Here is an 18,129-nt window from a genome sequence, read left to right as displayed (position 1 = left end):
CTTTGGAAACCCGGCCTTTGCTGTTGCTATCCGGGCGCGCCGACCAGGGGAGGAGACGGCATGATGGGGACCTTGAGACTCGGCCTGGCGCTGCTCGGGGCAGCGCTGCCGCTCCCGGCGCTGGCGCAATCGCCCGCCAACCTCACCGCCCTGCGCGGGCTGGCCCCGGTGGCCCGGCTTCAGGGGAGCCCGGCCGGCAAGGCGGCGCTCGACGCCAACCTGCGGGTGACCGGGGACATCCAGACCGGTGCCCTCAAGCAGCCGACCCTGCTGCCGTTCCCCGAGCAGCAGCAACTGGCGCTGCGGGACTGCTTCATCACCGACGGCAACGCCTCGGGCCTCGCCGACGGCCTCGGCACGGCGCTCGCCACCGCCTATCAGGGCCGGGCGCGCTACAGCGACTCCAAGACCTTCACCAGCGTCGCGCAGCCGGTGGCCGACCTGATCGGCTACACCAACAACGTCACCAAGTCGGATTCGAATTCCGGTAAGTATTTCTTCGCCAACGGCACGATCCACGGCACGCACGCGGTCTCGGCCGAGGCCGCCGCGCTGCTCACGGACGGCACCGTCACCGACGTGTTCGGCAAGGCCTACGGCCGGCCGGCGGGCAGCCCGGGGGCCGACCGGTTCGGCAATTCGCGCCCGTTCCAGACCCTGCCGCATCTCCAGGCCTATCGCGGCGCGGATTATTTCGGCGCGGCGTCCCACTCGTTCGACTGGCTGCGCGGTCCCAAGCAGGATCTCGTCGACAGCCCGTCCTATCCCAGCGGGCACACGACCTACGGTTACACCGAGTCGCTGATCCTCGCCCTGCTGGTGCCGGAGCGCTACCAGCAGATGGTCGCCCGCGCGGCCGAATACGGCAACGACCGGATCATCGTCGGGGCGCATTACGCCATGGACGTGATCGGCGGGCGCGCGACCTCGCTGCACGCGGTGGCGCATCTGCTCGCCAACGATCCGGCCTATGTCGGCCAGATCCGCAGGAACCCGGCGGTGATCGACGCGAACGCGGCCGACGCGGACAAGCGCGTCGGCGTGACCGATTACCGGGCGCTCCTGACGGAGGCGCGCGCCGCGATGACCGAAGCCCTCGCGGCCGGCTGCGGCGGTACGGTGGCGGCCTGCGCGGCGCAGGATACCGGCCGGTTCAAGGACTCGGCCGCCAACGCGGCCTTCTACGAGGCGACGCAGACCTACGGGTTGCCGGTCGTGCACGACGCCACCGCCAACGCCCGGGAGGATGTCGGCACGATCGCCCCGGAGGCCGGCCACCTGCTGACCGCGGCCTTCCCGACGCTCACGCTCGCGGAGGCGAACGCGATCCTGACCGAGACGCAGGGCCCCGGCGGCGGCTTCCTCGACGACGGCTCGGAGTTCGGGGTCTATTCGCGGATCAACCTCTACGCGGCTTCCGGCAAGGCGGCGGCCCTGGCGGCGAGCCGGGCGGGGGCGAGCGCGACGCGCTGACGGGGTGCGACTGAGGGGCGTCAGAACACGGCGTGGTCGCCGCGCTCGGCCACGGCCTCGCCCCGGACCAGACGCCCATAATAGGCGAACAGGGTTTCCGACCCCGTCGACGGCGTGGCCTGCGCATCGTAGCGGCCCGTGGCCGGATCCAGGACGAGCATCGACTCCGTGGCGTAGTAGCGCCCGATGCGGGCGAGCTCGGCCTTGGCGGCGAGCGCCGGGACCCAGCGCCCGAGCGTCGCCAGGACGGCGATGATCGCGTCCAGCAGGGCCACCGGCACGTGCCGGAAGCGCGGCTCGCGCCCGAGCAGCGCGAACAGGTGCTCGCCCTGCGCCCTGGGGGTGATCGCCGAGCCCGGCCCCCCGATCGGGAGCACGCGGTTGCGCCGGCCTTCGTCGTCGATGCAGTCGGCGAGGTACTGGCCGAGATCGTCGTCGCTGATCGGCTTGCAGGCGGTCAGCAGGCCGTCGCCGAAGACCAGGAACGGCTTGCCGCGCCTCACGCGGTCGATCTGCCCCGAGAGCGATTTGAAGAAGGCGGTCGGCCGCACGATCGTGTATGCGAGGCCCGACCCGATCAGCGCCTGCTCGAACGCCAGCTTGGCATGCTGGAACGCGAGGACCGGCTTCTGGACGCAGATGGCTGAGAGCAGGACGACCTGCGTGATGCCGGCCGCCTTTGCGGCCTCCAGCGCGTTCAGCTGCGCGCGGTAGTCGATCGCCCAGGCATCGTCGGGCAATCCGGTGCGCGAGGCGAGGCACGAGACCAGGACGTCGAACGTCTCGCCCCGGATGCCGTCGCGGGCGAGCGCGGCCGGGTCGGTCACGGCCGCGACCCGGGCGGTGGCGCCCGCGGGCAACGGGGCGGGCCGCCTGACCAGGCAGACGACGACCGCGTGCCCGCGCGACACCAACGCCCGAACCGTCGCGCGGCCGATCGTGCCGGTGCCGCCGAGGACGAGGACGCGCCGCGGGACCGGGCCGTTCGGCCGATCCGCCGTCACGGCACCCGCTTGCGCAGCACGAAATTCCCCACCGCCAGGAATTTCTGCGCCCGCTTGCCGGTGTCGACCTCGGTGGTGAACACGTTGCCCTTGGAATCGACCGCGAGGTTGTGGACCCAGTGGAACTGGCCCGCCATGCGGCCGTTCCGGCCGAAGGCGCCCACCGTCGCGCCGGTGGCACGGTCGAGGGTGCGGACCTCGTTGTTGGCGCCGTCGGCGTTGAGTAAAAAGGTCTCGTCGGCGTCCGGCCACAGGGCCAGCTCCCAGACTGAGCCGTTGGCCCGGGTGTTCTTCTCGACGACGAACTCCTTCACGAAGCTGCCGTCCTTCCGGAACACCTGGATGCGGTTGTTGGTGCGGTCGCAGACGTAGACCAGCCCGTCCCGGGCGATGCGCACGCAATGGACCGGGTTGGCGAATTGCTGGCGCGGGGCGGCGGCCGGGTCGTAGGGGCCGAGCTTGTCGTCGGTGGGCGGCTTGCCGTAGGCGCCCCACATCCGCTTGAACGCCCCGGTCTCCCGGTCGAACACGATGATGCGGTGGTTGTAGTAGCCGTCCGCCACGTAGACCTCGTTGGCCGCCATGTCGAAATCGACGTTGGCGGGCTTGCCCAGGCGGCTGGTGTCCTGGCTGTCGGTCTGCGGCCCGGACTTGCCGATCTGCAGGACGAACTTGCCGTCGGCCGTGAACTTGAGGAGCTGGCCGTCCTGGTCGCCGTTGCCGGCGATCCAGACGAAGCCCTGGCCGTCGATCTGGATGCCGTGCTCGTTGGTCGGCCAGTCGTAGCCCTCGCCGGGGCCGCCCCAGCTGCGCAGCAGGGTTCCGTCCTGGGAAAATTCCAGCACCGGCGGGGCCGGCTTGCAGCACTTGCTGCGCGGCGGATCGAGGCTTGCGGCCTTCTCGTCGTCGGTGAGGGTGCGGGGTCGCTGGACCACCCAGACATGGTCCTGCGCGTCGACCGCGACGCCCGCGGCCTGGCCCAGGATCCAGTCGTTCGGCAGCGGCTTCGGCCAGGACGGGTCGACCTGGAACTGCGGCGCCTCGGCCGCCGCGGCCGCCCCGGCCCCTGCGAGGGCGAGCAGGCAGGCCAAAGCCGGCAGCGCGGTGGAAAGCATCCTCATGGCGTGTCCTCCGGCGCCTGTCCCGGCGCTCGCAGGCAGCATGGCGTCCCGCGCGGCCGGGGACCAGCGCTCCCGCCCCGGTTCGGTGACACCGGGGACCGAACAGAAAAAAGGCCACTCCCGAAGGAGCGGCCCGAAGTCTAGGGAGGAAACGCCCAAGAAGGGCAGCGGGATCGCGACGCCATCGCCATCCCGCGCTGCACAATCTGCGCGCGCCGCGAAAAATTACAAGCCCGTCGGGGTGGAAAGGCTGGCCTTTCGTGCGGCCGCACACGCATCGCGATCCGGCTGTGTCGAAAATGTCGCATTCGCATCGGGGCCCGGCGGGACAGACTTCCCGCGGTGCCGGACGGCAAAGCGCACCGTAAACCGTTGAGAAACACGGATTTCGCCGCGCGGAACCGCGGCCCCGCGATCCCGTTCCACTGCGGCAATTCAGGACGGCCGCGTGAAGGGATGAATTCGTTACCCGCGCTAGCTGTCCGGCCAAGTCTCCGTTGGGACGGACAAAGAAGGACAGCGAGCGGGTATGGCGATCCAGGACGAGCGGATCCGGGTTCTCAACGACGTGGAGCCGGCCAAGGACGGGCGTTATGTCCTGTATCTCCTCCAGCAGGCCAACCGCGCCCAGTTCAACCCGGCCCTGGAACTCGCCATCGAGGAGGCGAACCGCCTGGGCCTGCCGGTGGTCGCCTGCTTCGGCCTGCTCGACGGCGCCAGCGGTTTCCCGGAGGCCAACGCCCGGCACTACGCCTTCCTGCTCCAGGGTCTCGCGGATGCGAAGGCCGGGCTGGAGAAGCGCGGCATCGGGTTCGTGATGCGCAAGTGCTCGCCCGCCAGGATCGCCATCGACCTGGCCGCCGAGGCCGCGCTGCTGGTGCTGGACCGGGGTTACCTCGCGATCCAGAAGGGCTGGTACCGGGAGATCGCGAAAGCGGTGAAGACCCGCATCGTCCAGGTCGAGGGCGACGTGGTCGTCCCCGTCGAGACGGCGTCGAACAAGCACGAATTCGCCGCCCGCACGCTCCGGCCGAAGCTGAACCGGCTCTGGGACCCGTTCATCGCCGACCTGAAGCCGCGCAAGCCCAAGCATGCGGCCAAAGGCGTGACGCCCGACGGTGAGATCGACGTCTCGGATCCGGAGGCGGTGCTCGCCGGCATGAGCCTCGACCGGGAGGTCGGCCCGGTGAAGCGCTTCGTCGGCGGCGAGACCGAGGCGCGCAAGCGGCTCAAGGCGTTCCTGAAGGACGGGTTCGAAGGCTACGGCGCCGGGCGCAACATGCCGGAGGCGGCGGCCGCCTCGCACATGAGCCCGTTCCTGCATTTCGGCCAGATCTCGCCCGTGGAGATCGCCCTGGCGGTGCGGGAGGCCAAGGCCGGCGACGACGACGACCGCGGCGCCTACCTGGAGGAGCTGATCGTCCGGCGCGAGCTCGCGATGAACCACGTGTTCTTCACGGAGGGCTACGACGACTACGACACGGCGGTGCCGGACTGGGCGCGCAAGACGCTCTCCGAGCAGGCCGAGGACGAGCGACCGAACCTCTATTCGGAGGACCAGCTCGCGGCCGGTGAGACCCACGACCTCTATTGGAACGCCGCCATGCGCGAGATGCGCGAGACCGGCTACATGCACAACCAGCTGCGCATGTACTGGGGCAAGAAGATCCTGGAATGGTCGCCCTCGCCGAAGGAGGGTTTTGCCCGGACGCTGCGGCTCAACAACCGTTATTTCTTGGACGGGCGCGACGCGAACTCCTTCACCAACGTCGCCTGGGTGTACGGCCTCCATGACCGCCCCTGGCAGCGCCGCCCGATCTTCGGCACGGTCCGCTACCAGAGCGAGAACTCGCTGAAGAAGTTCGACGCGAAGGCCTACGTGAAGGCGGTCGAGCGGCTGTGCGAGGCCGAGGAGTGAGGGGCCTGCTCGCTCCGGTGCAGTCCCATCCTCTGCCTCATCCTGAGGTCTGAGCGAGGCTGATACGCAGCACCTCGGGATGAGGGGGCGATTTGGACATCTGCCGATCGACTGTGTCTGCTCGGCGATCCCCCATTCCCCGCAAGCCACGCTATACCGCAGGCTCCGGCTGTGCGGACGAAGTGCCTTTTCATGACCGAGATGCGGGACGCACCGACGACCAGGGAGCCGGCCGCGTCGGGCCCGAAACGCTCCCGCTACCGCCGCTCGATCACGCGCCTGCGCTCGGCGTCGCGGGAGGCTTATCCGCTCTGGCGGGGGCGGCTGCTGTTCCTCGCGGGCGGCATCTGCGTCGGCCTGGCCGCGGTGCTGATGGCCAAGGGCGCCGACCTCGCGCAGGACGGGTTCCGGCGGCTCACCGCGCCCTCGCCGCTGATCGCGCTGGTGCTCACGCCGGCGGGCTTCGCGCTCGCGGCCCTGCTCGCCCGGACGGTGTTCCCGAACTCCCAAGGCTCGGGCATCCCGCAGGTGATCGCGGCCCGGCACGCCCGGGACGCGCGCTTCCGGTTCTCGCTGATCTCCCCCCGGGTGGCGTGCGGAAAGGTGCTGGTCCTGTTCCTGGGCCTCCTCTGCGGCGCCTCCGCGGGCCGCGAGGGGCCGACCGTGCAGGTCGGCGCCGCGATCATGGCCGCCTTCGGCCGCCTGACGCCGGACCGCCTGCCGGGGCTGTTGCTCGCGGGCGGCGCGGCCGGGGTCGCGGCGGCGTTCAACACGCCGCTCGCCGGCATCGTGTTCGGCATCGAGGAGCTGGGCCGGGCCTACGAGGCGCGCTCGTCCGGCCTGATCGTCGCCGGGATCGTGGCCGCGGGCCTCACCTCCCTCTGGCTGCTCGGCAACTACACGTATTTCGGGACCAGCCAGGCGGATCTGCCCCTGGCGGCCAGCTGGATCGTGCCGCTGCTGGCCGCGTTGGGCGGCTTCGCGGGCGGGGTGTTCAGCCGGCTGATCATCCTGTTCGCCCGCGGCCTGCCGGGGGCGGCCGGGCGCCTGATCAAGGCGCGGCCGGTGGTCTTCGCGGCGCTCTGCGGCCTGTGCGTCGCCCTGTGCGGGCTGGCCTCGAACGGCACGGCGTACGGCACCGGCTACGAGGAGGCCCGGGCGTTCCTGCACGGCGATGCGGCCACGTCCTGGACCTACGCGCCGCTGAAATTCGCCGCCACGGTGCTCAGCTCGATCAGCGGCATCCCGGGCGGCCTGTTCGCGCCCTCGCTTGCGGTCGGGGCCGGGATCGGCGGAACGGTGCACGGCCTTCTGCCGGACATGCCGGTGGGCGCCCTCGTGCTGATCGGGATGGTCGCCTACCTGACCGGCGTGCTGCAGGCGCCGATCACCAGCTTCGTCATCGTCACCGAGATGACCCAGAACCACACGATGATGATCCCGCTGATGATCGCGGCCGTCATCGCCGACGCCGCCTCGAAGGCGATCTGCCGGGGCGGGCTCTATCACACGCTGGCCGAGATGATGCTGGAGCGTGCCGACGTACCGGCCCAGCCGGTGGCCAAGACTGCGTGAGGCTGAAAAAGCCTGAGACTAAAAGGCTGTCGGAATCGCGCGCGCGCGGAACGGTCTCGCTTGCGGCCGGTTGAGGGATCGATTGTAGTTCGCCCGTGTCTCGGGCGCATCCGGAGTGACGCGATGACCTTGCTGAAATGGGCCCTCATCTGCTTCGTGATCTCGCTGATCGCGGGCGGCCTCGGCTTTACCGGCATCGCCTCGGGCGCCGGCTCGCTGGCGCGCATCCTGTTCGGCCTGTTCCTGCTGGTCGCCATCGTGATCGTGGTCATCGCCTTCGCGGTCGGCCAAGCGGTGTTCTAAGCCGCATGGCGGACGCGATGCGTGACAGGGTCTGCCTCGTCACCGGGGCGACCAACGGCATCGGCTACGAGACGGCCCTGGGGCTCGCGCGCGATGGCGCGCGGGTCGCCATCGTCGGCCGCGATGCCGACAAGACGCGGGCCTGCGCGGAGCGGATCCGTTCGGCGGTCCCGGGCGCCGTCGTGGACCCGCACGTCGCGGACCTGTCCAGCCAAGGGGAGATCCGGCGGCTCGCCGGGTCCCTTCGCGCGACGTATCCCCGCCTCGACGTGCTGGTGAACAATGCCGGTGCGATCTTCGACCGGCGCGTCCTCACGGTCGACGGCATCGAGCGCACCTGGGCGCTCGACCATCTCGGCTACGTGCTGCTGACGGTGGAACTCCTCGACACCCTGAAGGCCTCGGCGTCCGCCGGGGCTGGCCCGCGCATCGTCAACGTCGCCTCGGCGGCCCATGAACGCGGGCATGTCGACTTCGCCGACATCGAGGGCGCCCGGCGCTACGGCGCGATGCGGGCCTATTCCCAGGCCAAGCTTGGCAACGTGCTGTTCACCTACGCGCTGGCCCGGCGGGTGCGGGCCGACGGCATCACGGTCAACGCCCTGCATCCCGGGGTGATCGACACCGGCTTCGCCAAGAACACCGGCGGCCTGTTCGGCACCGCGTGGTCGCTGATGCGCCCGTTCCTAGCCAGGCCCGAAAAGGGCGCCGAGACCTCGCTCCACGTGGCGACCGCCCCCGAACTCGACGGCGTCACCGGCCGCTACTTTTCACGGTGCCGGCCAAAGACCTCGTCGGCCGAGAGCCGCGACGAAGCCGTTCAGGAGCGCGTCTGGGCGCTGAGCCTCGCGCAGGTCGGGCGGGGCGGCTGAGCAGCCTGCGAGGCGCCGGCCGGGGGCGTGCTCCGCTCTGCCGGGTCAGGCCGGCCGCCTCGGTCGTCGCCAAGGTCCGAATGGCGGGACCGCGCGCGGCGGGGGATCCGGGGGTTCGCGCTCCGCTGCTGCACATGGCCCGGCACCGCATCGTCGGGATGCGCGGTTCCGACGGGTGTCCCTCACATCAGCTGCGGCTCAACGTGCAGGTAGTGCGCATCGAACTCCGCGAAGACCTTCAAGCGCCCCCAGTCCAGGATCGTCAGCGTGCGCTGTCGATGCTGGATCATCTTCTCGGCACGCAGGTCCCTCAGGATTCGGTTGACGTGCACGGGGGTGAGGCCCAGCGCGTCGGCCATGACCGTCTGGGTGATCGGGAGGGGGCAGCGTCCTTCCTCCTTGACCAGGCCCGCCGCCTTCTGCCGGACGTACAGTTCGCAGAACAGGTGCGCCAAGCGCCTGGGACCGGACCGGCGGCCGAGCCCGATCATCCACTCGTTGGTGATCGAGGCGGTCACCAGCACCTCGCGCCAGAGCGCCGCCGTGACATCGGGGTAGTGCACCATCAGGTCGTGGAGGGCGCCGTGCGGGATCAGGGCGACGGTCACCTGTGTGAAGGCGCCGATGCCCAGGTCGGCGGTGGGCAGATGCAGGCTCTGCAGGTCGGGGATGTCGCCCGCGATGTGGAACGCCAGGAACTGACGCTCCCCTTTCTGCAGCAGCTTGAAGCGCCCCATCCAGCCGCTCAGGACGAAGCAGCAGCTCGCCGAGCGATCACCGGGATGGATCAGGTCGGTGTTCGGCTCCAGCGCCTGCACGGAGACCGGCAGCGCCATGATGGCGCGCTGCGCCTCATCGGAGATCGGCATGTCCCGGGACAGCCGCGCCACGAGCGTCGCAAGCGGATGGGTCGTCGTAAGCTGCATCTCGCCCCGTCACGTCTGCTCGACGGAAGCGCACGCCTCTGCCAGTCATCGAGGTCTGAGCTTGAGCGGAAGCTTCGGGAGAGAAATTCACATAGATCAACTCGACCCCGTGAAAGCGATTTTTGCGCACGGGCTTGGAGCGCCCGACGCCGATACCGGGTCGGCGCCAGCCAGTGCCCGAGAACGGGGACCGCTTCGGCGGAGCAGCCACAGGCCAGTCCAGTTCAAGGTGGCGGTGTAGATCGGCTTGCCGTCCTCGTCCGTCACGACCACCGAGAACGCGCGGCGGTCGCCGTCGTCCGGCACCTCGTGGCGCGCGATGTCCGGCAGCAGGCGCAAGACGTGCTGGCGGACGGCCGGGAGGTCCTCGAGCGCGGTGCCTTCGTCATCGCGGCCATAATGCGCGGGCCAAACCGCCATTATAGATGTCGAAGAAGTAGCGAGGCCTGTAAACGTTTTGCTGGTGGGCGAATTTACCCGCAACAACGCACGTTAGAGCCGCCATCACCGAAGGAGATGCCGGGACGGCGCCAATGAACGCGTCGACTCGTGGGCTCGGTCCTGATGGCGAGGCGGGTCGGTTGGGCGGTCACGCCCGCGTCACGCCGCCGCCCGCACCGCGTGGTCGGCCTGGGGCTGGATCTCGATGAACACCCGCGTGACCTGCGGGTTGCGCTGCTTCAGCGCTTTGTCGAGGCGGGTGACGAGGCCCTCGACCTCCCCGGCGCTGAGGTCGTCGGCCATGTCGATGCTGACATTCACCAGGATGTCGGTCGGCCCGAGATGCTGGGTCAGCACCTCGTTGAGGTGGAGCACGCCGGGCTCGGCGCGCACGAGGTCCGAGATCGCCGCCACTACGGCGGGGTCGGCGGCCTCGCCGATCAGCAGGCCGTGGGTCTCGATCATCAGAAACACCGCCATCCCGACCAGTACCAGGCCGATCCCCACCGAGGCCCAGCCGTCGAGGCTCGGCCTGTCGAGCCAATGGGCCAGGACGACGCCCGCCAGGGCGATCAGCAGGCCGATCAGCGCCGCGGTGTCCTCGGCCAGGATCGTGAACAGGGTCGGATCCTTGCTGCGCCGGATCGCCCGCATCGCCGAGTGCTTGCCCTTCTCGGCCCAGAACTGGCGCATCGCCACGAACCACGAGATCCCCTCGGCCACGATGGCGAAGCCGAGGATCGCGACGTTCACCCAGATCCCCGGCAGGGTGTAGCCGAACAGGTGCGCGTCCGCGTCCGGCGAGGGGTGGCGGATCCGCTCGACACCCTCGTAGACCGCGAAGACGCCGCCACCGAGAAAGATCATCAGCGCGACCACGAAGGCGTAGAAATAGATCTCGCGCCCGTAGCCGAACGGGTGCCGGGCATCGGCCGGCCGCTTGGCCCGCTTCATCCCGACGAGCAGCAGCACCTGGTTGGCCGTGTCGACCACCGAGTGCACGCCCTCGGCGAGCATCGCGGTCGAGCCGGTGAGCGCGCCGCCGACGAACTTCGCCGCCGCGATGGCGAGGTTCGCCCCCGCCGCCGCGTAGATCGCTCCCGTGCTCTCGTGCGCCATCCCGGCCTCCGTGTCCGCCGCCCAAGCCTCGCCGCCCAAGCCTCGCCACCCAAGCGTTGCCGTGCGGCACCGGTTCCCGTGTGGACGCGTGGCGGTGCCCCGTGCAAGCTGAGATCGATCAGGACGCCTTGGAGCACGCATGGCCGACGCGCAGTACGATCCCGACAACATCTTCGCCAAGATCCTGCGGGGCGAGATCCCGTGCCACCGCGTCCACGAGGATGCGGACACGCTGGCCTTCATGGACGTGATGCCCCAGGGCGAGGGGCACACCCTGGTGATCCCCAAGGCGCCGTCCCGCGGGTTGCTCGATGCCGACCCGGCCGCCCTGGCGCCCCTGATGGCGAGCGTCCAGACGGTGGCCCGGGCCGTGAAGGCGGCGTTCGAGGCGGACGGCCTGACGGTGTTCCAGTTCAACGAGCCGGCGGGCGGGCAGACCGTGTTCCACCTGCACGTCCACGTCATCCCCCGGTTCGAGGGCGTTCCGCTGAAGCGCCACGAGGGCGGGATGGCCGACAACGCGGTGCTGGCCGAGCACGCCGCGCGCATCCGGACGGCGTTGCAGGCCGGTCGCTGAGATTGCCGGGTTCGACAGGTCCGTGACCTCTCGCGGGTGCAGGGTGGCGCCCTGCCGCCGGGCTTCGCCCGATGGATCGAGGGCGCCGGCGTAGGGCTTGCCCTTCGGGAACCCGGTTCAGGCCGCGCTGGCGATGAGCCGGCGCAGGGCGGCGTTCTCGGCCTCGAGTTCGCTGATCCGCTGCCGTAGGGCGGCCTCGGTATCCAGGGCGGACGGGGCCGCCCGGGCCGGCTCCTCGAACACGACGCCGATTCCGTCCTCCCGGCGCCAGCACAGGCTGGCCCGGTAGGTCCGGTCCCGCTGCGGGATGTAGAGGTCGAACACCTGCGGCAGGGTCGTGGCGTCGCTCAGGACCAGCCGGGCGCCCGAGGCCGAGAGGTCGCGCACCAGGCAGTCGAAGCTCGACGAGCCGTTGTTGAAGACGATGCGCCCCTTGAGGAAGACTCGCTGGCGCGTCTCTTTGCGATGATCCGTCATGCGGGCCAGTCTGCCGGCCAGCCCTTAAGGATTCCTGGCTGCAATACGGTCTTGGCGCCTATTCCCGAGGATCACGCGATGAAGCGCCGGTCCACCGTCTGGAACAGGTAGAAGCCGTTGAAGCGCACGGCGGTGTCGGCGGCCCGGTCGTCGAAATCCAGGGGCGGCCGGCTGGCGCCGTCGAGCTTGCCTCCGAAGGTCCAGCGGCCGGCACCGATGAACGGCGGCACGGTGCTGGCCTCCGGCACCGCGCAGCACAGGCCCTCGACGGCCTTCAGCTGGAACAGGTTGTAGCTTCGCATCGGAGTCCCTCCGCTTGGCCGCCCCGCCTGCCGAATGCATCCAATACCAGATCGAAGACTGGATAGATTCGGCTTGACCGTGCTCATAATGGCACAATCGGTCGAGTTTGTGACGGTCAAGTTTCAGGGACGTTTCGCTCCAGCTCCGCGATCCAGATCCGCGCCGAGCCGTCGGACGGCGCACGCCAGTCGCCCCGGGGCGACAGCGAGCCCCCCGCCGACACCTTCGGGCCGTTGGGCAGGGCCGAGCGCTTGAACTGGCTGAAGCCGAAGAACCGCTTCAGGAACACCCCGAGCCAGCGCCGGATCTCGGGCAGGTCGTAGGCGACCCGCTTGGTCTCGGGGAAGTCCGGCGCCCAGTGGCCGCGCGCCTTGTCGCCCCAGGCGTGCAGCGCCAGGAAGGCAATCTTCGACGGCCGGAACCCGTAGCGCAGCGTGTAGAACAGGTTGAAGTCCTGGAGCGCGTAGGGGCCGATCGTGGCCTCGGTGCTCTGCGGGCTGTCGTCCTGGTCCACCGGCACCAGCTCGGGGGAGATCTCGGTGTCGAGGATCGCCTGGAGGGTGTGGCTCGCCCCGGGATCGACCTCGCCGTTGCCGATCACCCAGCGGATCAGGTGCTGGATCAGGGTCTTGGGCACGCCGGTGTTGACCGCGTAGTGGCTCATCTGGTCGCCGACGCCGTAGGTGCACCAGCCGAGCGCCAGCTCCGAGAGGTCGCCGGTGCCGATCACCAGCCCGCCCGCCTGGTTGGCGAGACGGAACAGGTAATCGGTGCGCAAGCCCGCCTGCACGTTCTCGAAGGTCACGTCGTAGACCGCCTCGCCCCGGGCGAACGGGTGGCCCATGTCGGCGAGCATCTGCTTGGCCGCCGGCCGGATGTCGATCTCGGCCGCGGTGCAGCCGAGCGCCTTCATCAGCGCGTGGGCGTTGGTCTTGGTGGCGTTCGAGGTGGCGAAGCCCGGCAGCGTGTAGGCCAGGATGTCCGAGCGGGGATAGCCCAGGCGGTCGAACGCCTTGGCGATCACGATCAGCGCGTGGGTCGAATCGAGGCCGCCGGAGACGCCGATCACCGCCTTGCGGGTGCCGGTGGCCTCCAGCCGCTGGGCGAGCCCGGCGACCTGGATATTGTAGGCCTCGTAGCAATCCTGGGCGAGGCGGGACGGGTCGGCGGGCACGAACGGGAAGCGCTCGATCCGCCGGATCAAGCCGAGATCGTCGGCCGGCGGATCGAGCCGGAAACCGATCCGCCGGTAGGGGAGGGGGCTGCCCGGCACGTTGTCGTCGAAGCTGCCGGCCTGGAGACGGTCCTGCGCGATCAGGTCGAGGTCGATGTCGGCGAGCGTCGCCACCGGGCCGGTGGGGAAGCGCTGGCCCTCGGCCAGCCGCACCCCCAGCTCGTCCACGCTGGTCTGGCCGTCCCAGGACAGGTCGGTGGTCGATTCGCCCTGGCCGGCGGCGGCGTACACGTAGGCGCAGGCGCCCCGCATCGAGGCCGCGCGGGACAGCAGCGCCCGCGACTCGGCCCGGCCCACGGTGATCGGGCTGCCCGAGAGGTTGGCCAGCACCGTGGCGCCCGCGAGCGCGGCCCGCATGCCGGGGGATTCCGGCACCCACAGGTCCTCGCAGATCTCGACCCCGACCACGAAGCCGGGCAGGTCCTCGGCCGGGAACAGCAGGTCGGTGCCGAACGGCGCGTCGTGGCCCGCGACCCGGATGGTCTCCCCTACGATCCCGGCGCCGGAGGCGAAGTGGCGCTTCTCGTAGAACTCCCGGTAGTTCGGCAGGAACGTCTTCGGGATCACGCCGAGCAGCCGGCCGCCCTGGATCGCCAGGGCGCAATTGTAGATCCGGTGGCGCCAGCGCAGGGGCGCGCCGACCAGCAGCAGCGGGCGTAAGGCGGCCGATCCGGCGACCACCCGGGCGGCGGCGGCCTCGACCGCGTCGAGCAGGGTCTGCTGCAGCAGCAGGTCCTCGATCGCGTAGGCCGAAAGCCCGAGCTCGGTGAAGACCGCGAGCGCCGCCCCGGCCTCGTGGCAGGTCCGGGCGAGGTCGAGCACCGTGTCGGCGTTGCGGGGGGGATCGCCGGGATGGCTGCGCCCGGTGCAGGCCGCTACCCGGGCGAAGCCGTGGCGGTACAGGGACCGGAAGCGCGCCGTCGGATCGGTGGGGGAGGCGGAAGTCGGCTGGGTCACGGGCGCCTGTCCGGGTGAGGGGTGGCTGCCGGTATCATATGGAGCGCGGCCACGCCCCGGCGACGCGCATCCCTCCACTGCAATGCCGCACTTCGCTCGCCCCCGCGCCCCCGCGCGACAGGCCGAAAATCCCATCGTGGTATCCAGCCCGAGGGGGCGCGACAAGCCTCCGTTAACGACAATTGGCCTAACTCGGGGCAGCCCGCCGGCCACCGGCGGATCCCTGTTTCGAGTATCGTTCGAGAACCCATGCGCGCATCGGGACGGCCTCCGTACTCTCACCGTGACCCTGCCCGCCCCGTCCGCGGCGGCGACCGTTCGGGCCTGTCGCTCGGCGCCCTGGCGCACCGGCTGATGGCCTTGCGGGCGAGCCTCGCCCGCCGCCTGTCCGGCACTCCGGCCGGGCTGCCCGCCCGCCCGGCCTACGGTATCCCCGGCCGCCGGGCGGAGCCGAGCTGGTTGACCGCCCCGGCCGCCATGGTCGGACGGGACGGCTTCGAGCGCGGCCCGCGCGCCGGCGCCTCGGCGCCCCCCGAGCACGTCTGGCCGGACCAGGTCTTCGACGACCGGGCGAGCCTCGACGCGCTCGACGAGCCGCGCTTCGAGAGCCGGATCGACCGCAGCGCCTCGACCCCGGGCGTGCTGGTGCGCCAGCCGCGCCGGCCCGCCTCGATCGCCCCGGAGGATTCGCACCCCGCGTCTCCGGTCCAGGCCGCCGCCGCCCCGGCGGCGCGCTGGACCCGGACGCCCGATTCGGTGCTGCAGGAGCGTCGCCAGCGGGCCCTGGAGGCCGAGCGGGTCGCCCTGGAGCGTGCCCGCGCCGAGGCCCATGCGGCCGCGCAGGCCGTCGAGACCGAGCGCAAAGCCCGCGAGCAGGAGGCCCGGGATCTGGCCGAGCGGGAGCAGGCCGAGCGGGAGCAGGCCGAGCAGGCGCGGGTCGCGACCCTTTCCGCCATGCCCGAGATCGTGCCGACCGAGTTCGCCGAGGATGGCGGTGTGGTGCCGCTGTGGCGCCAGCCCTTCGTGGCGCCCCCGGGCGTCCGCTATTTCCGTACCCCCGACCGGCGCCCGGTTCGGCCGAGCGTCGAGCTGTCCACCTCGACGGCGGCGATCGCCCCCGTCCTGGAACCCATGCCGGTCCAGGGCCCAGTCCCGGTCCAGGCTCTTGTGCCGGAGCCGGCCATGCCCGAGGCTGCCGCCGAGGCGCCGGCGCGCGACTGGTCCGACCTGCCGGACTGGTCCGAGGTCCAGCCCTGGTTCGACGGCAGCGATTGGAATGCCGGCGACGGGTCGTCCGTTGAGGCCTGGGCCGCGCTGGCGACCCAGCCCATGGCGGCCGGCCTGGAGGCGGCGGTCGCGGCCGTTCCGGTGATCGCGGCGGTCCACGCGGTGCCCGACCTGCCGGTGGCCGAGCCGCTGTACGAGGCCGCGCACCCGCAGCCGCCGCGCCCGGTTTACGTTCTCGACCGGCTGGTGCGGTTCGATCAGCCCCCGCGTCCGGCGGACGGCCAGGACAACGGGCGCGAGGGCACGCAGGACACCGTTCGGGATCACGATCGGTCGGCCGACCCGCAGAATGCGGAGACGGCGGCGATCCGGGACGCGTTCCTGCCGGCCAAGCCCGCCCTCGCGCTGGTGTTCGGTCCCGGCAGCGCCGCCACCGAGGCGCCCCGCCGCGCCCCCGCGCTCTGCGCCATGGCGGCCCGGGCGGCGATCCGCGCCGCCGGCCAACCGGTCGTGGCTGCCCCTGTGGCCAAGCCCGAGCACCTGCCCGAGCACCGGCCGGTCTCGGACACGATGACGCCTGCGGCCGCCGATCCGGTCCGGGTACCCTCGGACGCCGACCGGGTGGTGATCCCGATGACCCCGCGCACCGTGCTGCTGCGCGGCAAGATGGCGCCGCAGCCCGAGCCAGCCGCCGAGCCAGCCGCCGAGCCCGTTGCCGCCGAGCCCGAGCCGGTTCACGCCGAGCCCGTCTCTGCCGAAGCCGCCCCGGAGCCGGTCGAGGCGCCGGCCGCCCAGCTGGCCGCAGTGCCCGCCGCCCCCGCCCTGCCGCTGGTCGCGCCCCGGGCGCACCTGATCCCGGCCGGCCGTCACCTGGAGATCGCCAGCGTCGAGAACGCCGATTACGAGCTGCCCTCGCTCGGCCTGCTCGCCCTGCCGGAAGAGAGCGGTGCCGAGGAAGTCGACGCCGACGTGCTGGAGCAGAATGCGCTCAACCTCCAGCAGACGGTGCAGGATTTCGGCGTGCGCGGCGACATCCTGGCGGTGCGCCCCGGCCCGGTCGTCACGCTCTACGAGCTGGAGCCCGCACCCGGCACCAAGTCCAGCCGCGTCATCGGCCTGTCGGACGACATCGCCCGCTCGATGTCGGCGGTCTCGGCCCGCGTGGCGGTGGTCCCCGGCCGCAACGTGATCGGCATCGAACTGCCGAACGAGACCCGCGAGACGGTCTATCTCCGGGAGCTGCTCTCGGTGCCGGATTTCTATGAGAGCAAGCACAAGCTCGCCCTCTGCCTCGGCAAGAACATCGGCGGCGAGCCGATCATCGCCGACCTCGCCCGGATGCCGCACCTGCTCGTTGCCGGCACCACCGGCTCGGGCAAGTCGGTGGCGATCAACACCATGATCCTGTCGCTGCTCTACCGGCTGAAGCCGGAGGAGTGCCGGCTGATCATGGTCGATCCCAAGATGCTGGAGCTGTCGGTCTACGACGGTATCCCGCACCTGCTCTCCCCGGTCGTGACCGACCCCAAGAAGGCGGTGATCGCCCTCAAATGGGCCGTGCGCGAGATGGAGGAGCGCTACAAGAAGATGTCCAAGATCGCGGTCCGCAACATCGACGGCTACAACGCCCGGATGAAGGAGGCCCGCGAGCGCGGCGAGGTCATCACCCGCACGGTCCAGACCGGGTTCAACCGCGAGACCGGCGAGGCGGTGTTCGAGCAGGAGGCGATGGACCTGTCGGCGCTCCCCTACATCGTGATCGTGGTCGACGAGATGGCCGATCTGATGATGGTGGCGGGCAAGGACATCGAGGGGGCGATCCAGCGGCTGGCCCAGATGGCGCGCGCGGCCGGCATCCACCTGATCATGGCGACGCAGCGCCCGTCGGTGGACGTGATCACCGGCACGATCAAGGCGAACTTCCCGACCCGGATCTCCTTCCAGGTCACCAGCAAGATCGACAGCCGCACGATCCTGGGCGAGATGGGCGCCGAGCAGCTGCTCGGCCAGGGCGACATGCTGTTCATGGCCGGCGGCGGGCGCACGACCCGGGTGCACGGGCCGTTCTGCTCCGACAGCGAGGTCGAGAGCGTGGTCGCCCACCTCAAGCGCCAGGGCCGCCCGAGCTACCTCGACGCCGTCACCACCGACGACTCGCCGGAGGAGCCGGCCAAGGAGGGCAAGTCCGGTCGCGGCGCCAAGGCCGAGAAGGTCGAGCGCTCCGAGGATTCCGACGAGGAGGCTCCGGTCTTCGACATCGGCGCCTTCGCGGCGGCGACCGGCGGCGAGTCGGACGACCTGTACAAGCAGGCGATCGAGGTGGTGCTGCGGGACCAGAAGGCGTCCACCAGCTACATCCAGCGCCGGCTGCAGATCGGCTACAACCGCGCCGCCTCGATCATGGAGCGGATGGAGATCGAGGGCATCGTCGGCCCGGCCAACCATGCCGGCAAGCGCGATATCCTGGTCGCCGGGGCGCCCCACGCCTCGAGCGGGATGTACGACGACGAGTGAGGCCGCCGCAGGGCCGCGATCCGATCGGTCGCGGCCCTTTCGCGTCGCATCTTCGCCACAGGGCGGAGGTCTAAAGCGCGCGCCGCCG

General features: G+C 70.8%; 15 protein-coding genes. 7 read left to right on the top strand and 8 right to left on the bottom strand.

Annotated features, from left to right (window positions below):
- The first annotated feature begins 60 nt into the window (after positions 1-60).
- On the top strand, positions 61-1,473 hold the full coding sequence (locus AC0IY0_RS04385; RefSeq protein ID WP_471763159.1) for a phosphatase PAP2 family protein: 1,413 nt from the start codon (positions 61-63) through the stop codon (positions 1,471-1,473).
- Positions 1,474-1,493: 20 nt separating this feature from the next.
- Here AC0IY0_RS04385 and AC0IY0_RS04380 read toward each other — a convergent pair whose 3' ends face one another.
- Complete coding sequence (locus AC0IY0_RS04380; protein ID WP_471763158.1) at positions 1,494-2,477, bottom strand: NAD(P)H-binding protein; 984 nt, start codon at positions 2,475-2,477, stop codon at positions 1,494-1,496.
- The gene (locus AC0IY0_RS04375; protein ID WP_419829058.1) at positions 2,474-3,598 is read right to left on the bottom strand and encodes an NHL repeat-containing protein; all 1,125 of its coding nucleotides are present in this window, start codon (positions 3,596-3,598) and stop codon (positions 2,474-2,476) included. Before AC0IY0_RS04375 ends, AC0IY0_RS04380 begins: the two co-directional genes overlap by 4 nt.
- A gap of 529 nt (positions 3,599-4,127) precedes the next feature.
- On the opposite strand from AC0IY0_RS04375, the gene AC0IY0_RS04370 reads away from it, so the two are divergent.
- The 4 genes from AC0IY0_RS04370 to AC0IY0_RS04355 all read left to right on the top strand — a co-directional run bounded on the left by AC0IY0_RS04370 (position 4,128) and on the right by AC0IY0_RS04355 (position 8,266).
- Positions 4,128-5,516: a deoxyribodipyrimidine photo-lyase gene (locus AC0IY0_RS04370; protein ID WP_419829059.1), complete on the top strand. Its 1,389-nt coding sequence runs from the start codon at positions 4,128-4,130 to the stop codon at positions 5,514-5,516.
- 201 nt (positions 5,517-5,717) lie between these two features.
- Positions 5,718-7,091 carry a chloride channel protein gene (locus tag AC0IY0_RS04365; RefSeq protein ID WP_147910163.1) on the top strand — a complete coding sequence of 458 codons (1,374 nt, stop codon included), beginning with the start codon at positions 5,718-5,720 and terminating at the stop codon, positions 7,089-7,091.
- 123 nt (positions 7,092-7,214) lie between these two features.
- Positions 7,215-7,394, top strand: coding sequence for a DUF1328 domain-containing protein (locus tag AC0IY0_RS04360; protein ID WP_007566531.1), 180 nt, complete (start codon positions 7,215-7,217; stop codon positions 7,392-7,394).
- A gap of 17 nt (positions 7,395-7,411) precedes the next feature.
- Positions 7,412-8,266, top strand: a complete 855-nt coding sequence (locus tag AC0IY0_RS04355; protein ID WP_471763157.1) for an SDR family oxidoreductase — start codon at positions 7,412-7,414, stop codon at positions 8,264-8,266.
- 182 nt (positions 8,267-8,448) lie between these two features.
- On the opposite strand, the gene AC0IY0_RS04350 is transcribed toward AC0IY0_RS04355, so the two are convergent.
- The 3 genes from AC0IY0_RS04350 to AC0IY0_RS04340 form a co-directional block, all read right to left on the bottom strand.
- Positions 8,449-9,192, bottom strand: coding sequence for a Crp/Fnr family transcriptional regulator (locus tag AC0IY0_RS04350; RefSeq protein ID WP_419829060.1), 744 nt, complete (start codon positions 9,190-9,192; stop codon positions 8,449-8,451).
- A gap of 96 nt (positions 9,193-9,288) precedes the next feature.
- A complete protein-coding gene (locus tag AC0IY0_RS04345) occupies positions 9,289-9,612 on the bottom strand; it encodes a DUF6894 family protein (RefSeq protein ID WP_461230632.1) in 324 nt (107 codons plus the stop codon).
- Positions 9,613-9,792: 180 nt separating this feature from the next.
- The gene (locus AC0IY0_RS04340; RefSeq protein ID WP_147910158.1) at positions 9,793-10,752 is read right to left on the bottom strand and encodes a cation diffusion facilitator family transporter; all 960 of its coding nucleotides are present in this window, start codon (positions 10,750-10,752) and stop codon (positions 9,793-9,795) included.
- Between the two features lie 139 nt (positions 10,753-10,891).
- Here AC0IY0_RS04340 and AC0IY0_RS04335 point away from each other — a divergent pair, with 139 nt between their 5' ends.
- On the top strand, positions 10,892-11,329 hold the full coding sequence (locus AC0IY0_RS04335) for an HIT family protein (protein WP_147940926.1): 438 nt from the start codon (positions 10,892-10,894) through the stop codon (positions 11,327-11,329).
- Between the two features lie 117 nt (positions 11,330-11,446).
- On the opposite strand, the gene AC0IY0_RS04330 is transcribed toward AC0IY0_RS04335, so the two are convergent.
- From AC0IY0_RS04330 to AC0IY0_RS04320, 3 genes are all read right to left on the bottom strand, one after another.
- A complete protein-coding gene (locus AC0IY0_RS04330; protein WP_147910160.1) occupies positions 11,447-11,806 on the bottom strand; it encodes a PilZ domain-containing protein in 360 nt (119 codons plus the stop codon).
- Between the two features lie 71 nt (positions 11,807-11,877).
- Positions 11,878-12,108 (bottom strand): hypothetical protein, encoded by a 231-nt coding sequence (locus AC0IY0_RS04325; RefSeq protein WP_147910161.1) that lies wholly within the window; start codon positions 12,106-12,108, stop codon positions 11,878-11,880.
- Between the two features lie 116 nt (positions 12,109-12,224).
- Positions 12,225-14,300 carry an NAD(+) synthase gene (locus AC0IY0_RS04320; RefSeq protein ID WP_471763156.1) on the bottom strand — a complete coding sequence of 692 codons (2,076 nt, stop codon included), beginning with the start codon at positions 14,298-14,300 and terminating at the stop codon, positions 12,225-12,227.
- Between the two features lie 249 nt (positions 14,301-14,549).
- Between AC0IY0_RS04320 and AC0IY0_RS04315 the strand changes: the two genes are divergently transcribed.
- Positions 14,550-18,041 carry a DNA translocase FtsK gene (locus AC0IY0_RS04315; protein WP_471763155.1) on the top strand — a complete coding sequence of 1,164 codons (3,492 nt, stop codon included), beginning with the start codon at positions 14,550-14,552 and terminating at the stop codon, positions 18,039-18,041.
- Positions 18,042-18,129: the final 88 nt, after the last annotated feature.

This window comes from Methylobacterium sp. AC315, assembly GCF_979253755.1.
The sequence above is the reverse complement of the archived record's forward strand: the minus strand, read 5'-3'. Positions and strand labels throughout refer to the sequence as shown.

Excerpts from the sequence above, each read along its gene's own strand:
- AC0IY0_RS04370 (WP_419829059.1), top strand. The coding sequence starts at position 4,128 with ATGGCGATCCAGGACGAGCGGATCCGGGTTCTCAACGACGTGGAGCCG.
- AC0IY0_RS04355 (WP_471763157.1), top strand. The coding sequence starts at position 7,412 with ATGCGTGACAGGGTCTGCCTCGTCACCGGGGCGACCAACGGCATCGGC.
- AC0IY0_RS04385 (WP_471763159.1), top strand. The coding sequence starts at position 61 with ATGATGGGGACCTTGAGACTCGGCCTGGCGCTGCTCGGGGCAGCGCTG.
- AC0IY0_RS04345 (WP_461230632.1), bottom strand. The coding sequence starts at position 9,612 with ATGGCGGTTTGGCCCGCGCATTATGGCCGCGATGACGAAGGCACCGCG.
- AC0IY0_RS04335 (WP_147940926.1), top strand. The coding sequence starts at position 10,892 with ATGGCCGACGCGCAGTACGATCCCGACAACATCTTCGCCAAGATCCTG.
- AC0IY0_RS04360 (WP_007566531.1), top strand. The coding sequence starts at position 7,215 with ATGACCTTGCTGAAATGGGCCCTCATCTGCTTCGTGATCTCGCTGATC.
- AC0IY0_RS04315 (WP_471763155.1), top strand. The coding sequence starts at position 14,550 with ATGCGCGCATCGGGACGGCCTCCGTACTCTCACCGTGACCCTGCCCGC.
- AC0IY0_RS04330 (WP_147910160.1), bottom strand. The coding sequence starts at position 11,806 with ATGACGGATCATCGCAAAGAGACGCGCCAGCGAGTCTTCCTCAAGGGG.
- AC0IY0_RS04365 (WP_147910163.1), top strand. The coding sequence starts at position 5,718 with ATGCGGGACGCACCGACGACCAGGGAGCCGGCCGCGTCGGGCCCGAAA.
- AC0IY0_RS04350 (WP_419829060.1), bottom strand. The coding sequence starts at position 9,192 with ATGCAGCTTACGACGACCCATCCGCTTGCGACGCTCGTGGCGCGGCTG.
- AC0IY0_RS04375 (WP_419829058.1), bottom strand. The coding sequence starts at position 3,598 with ATGAGGATGCTTTCCACCGCGCTGCCGGCTTTGGCCTGCCTGCTCGCC.
- AC0IY0_RS04325 (WP_147910161.1), bottom strand. The coding sequence starts at position 12,108 with ATGCGAAGCTACAACCTGTTCCAGCTGAAGGCCGTCGAGGGCCTGTGC.
- AC0IY0_RS04340 (WP_147910158.1), bottom strand. The coding sequence starts at position 10,752 with ATGGCGCACGAGAGCACGGGAGCGATCTACGCGGCGGCGGGGGCGAAC.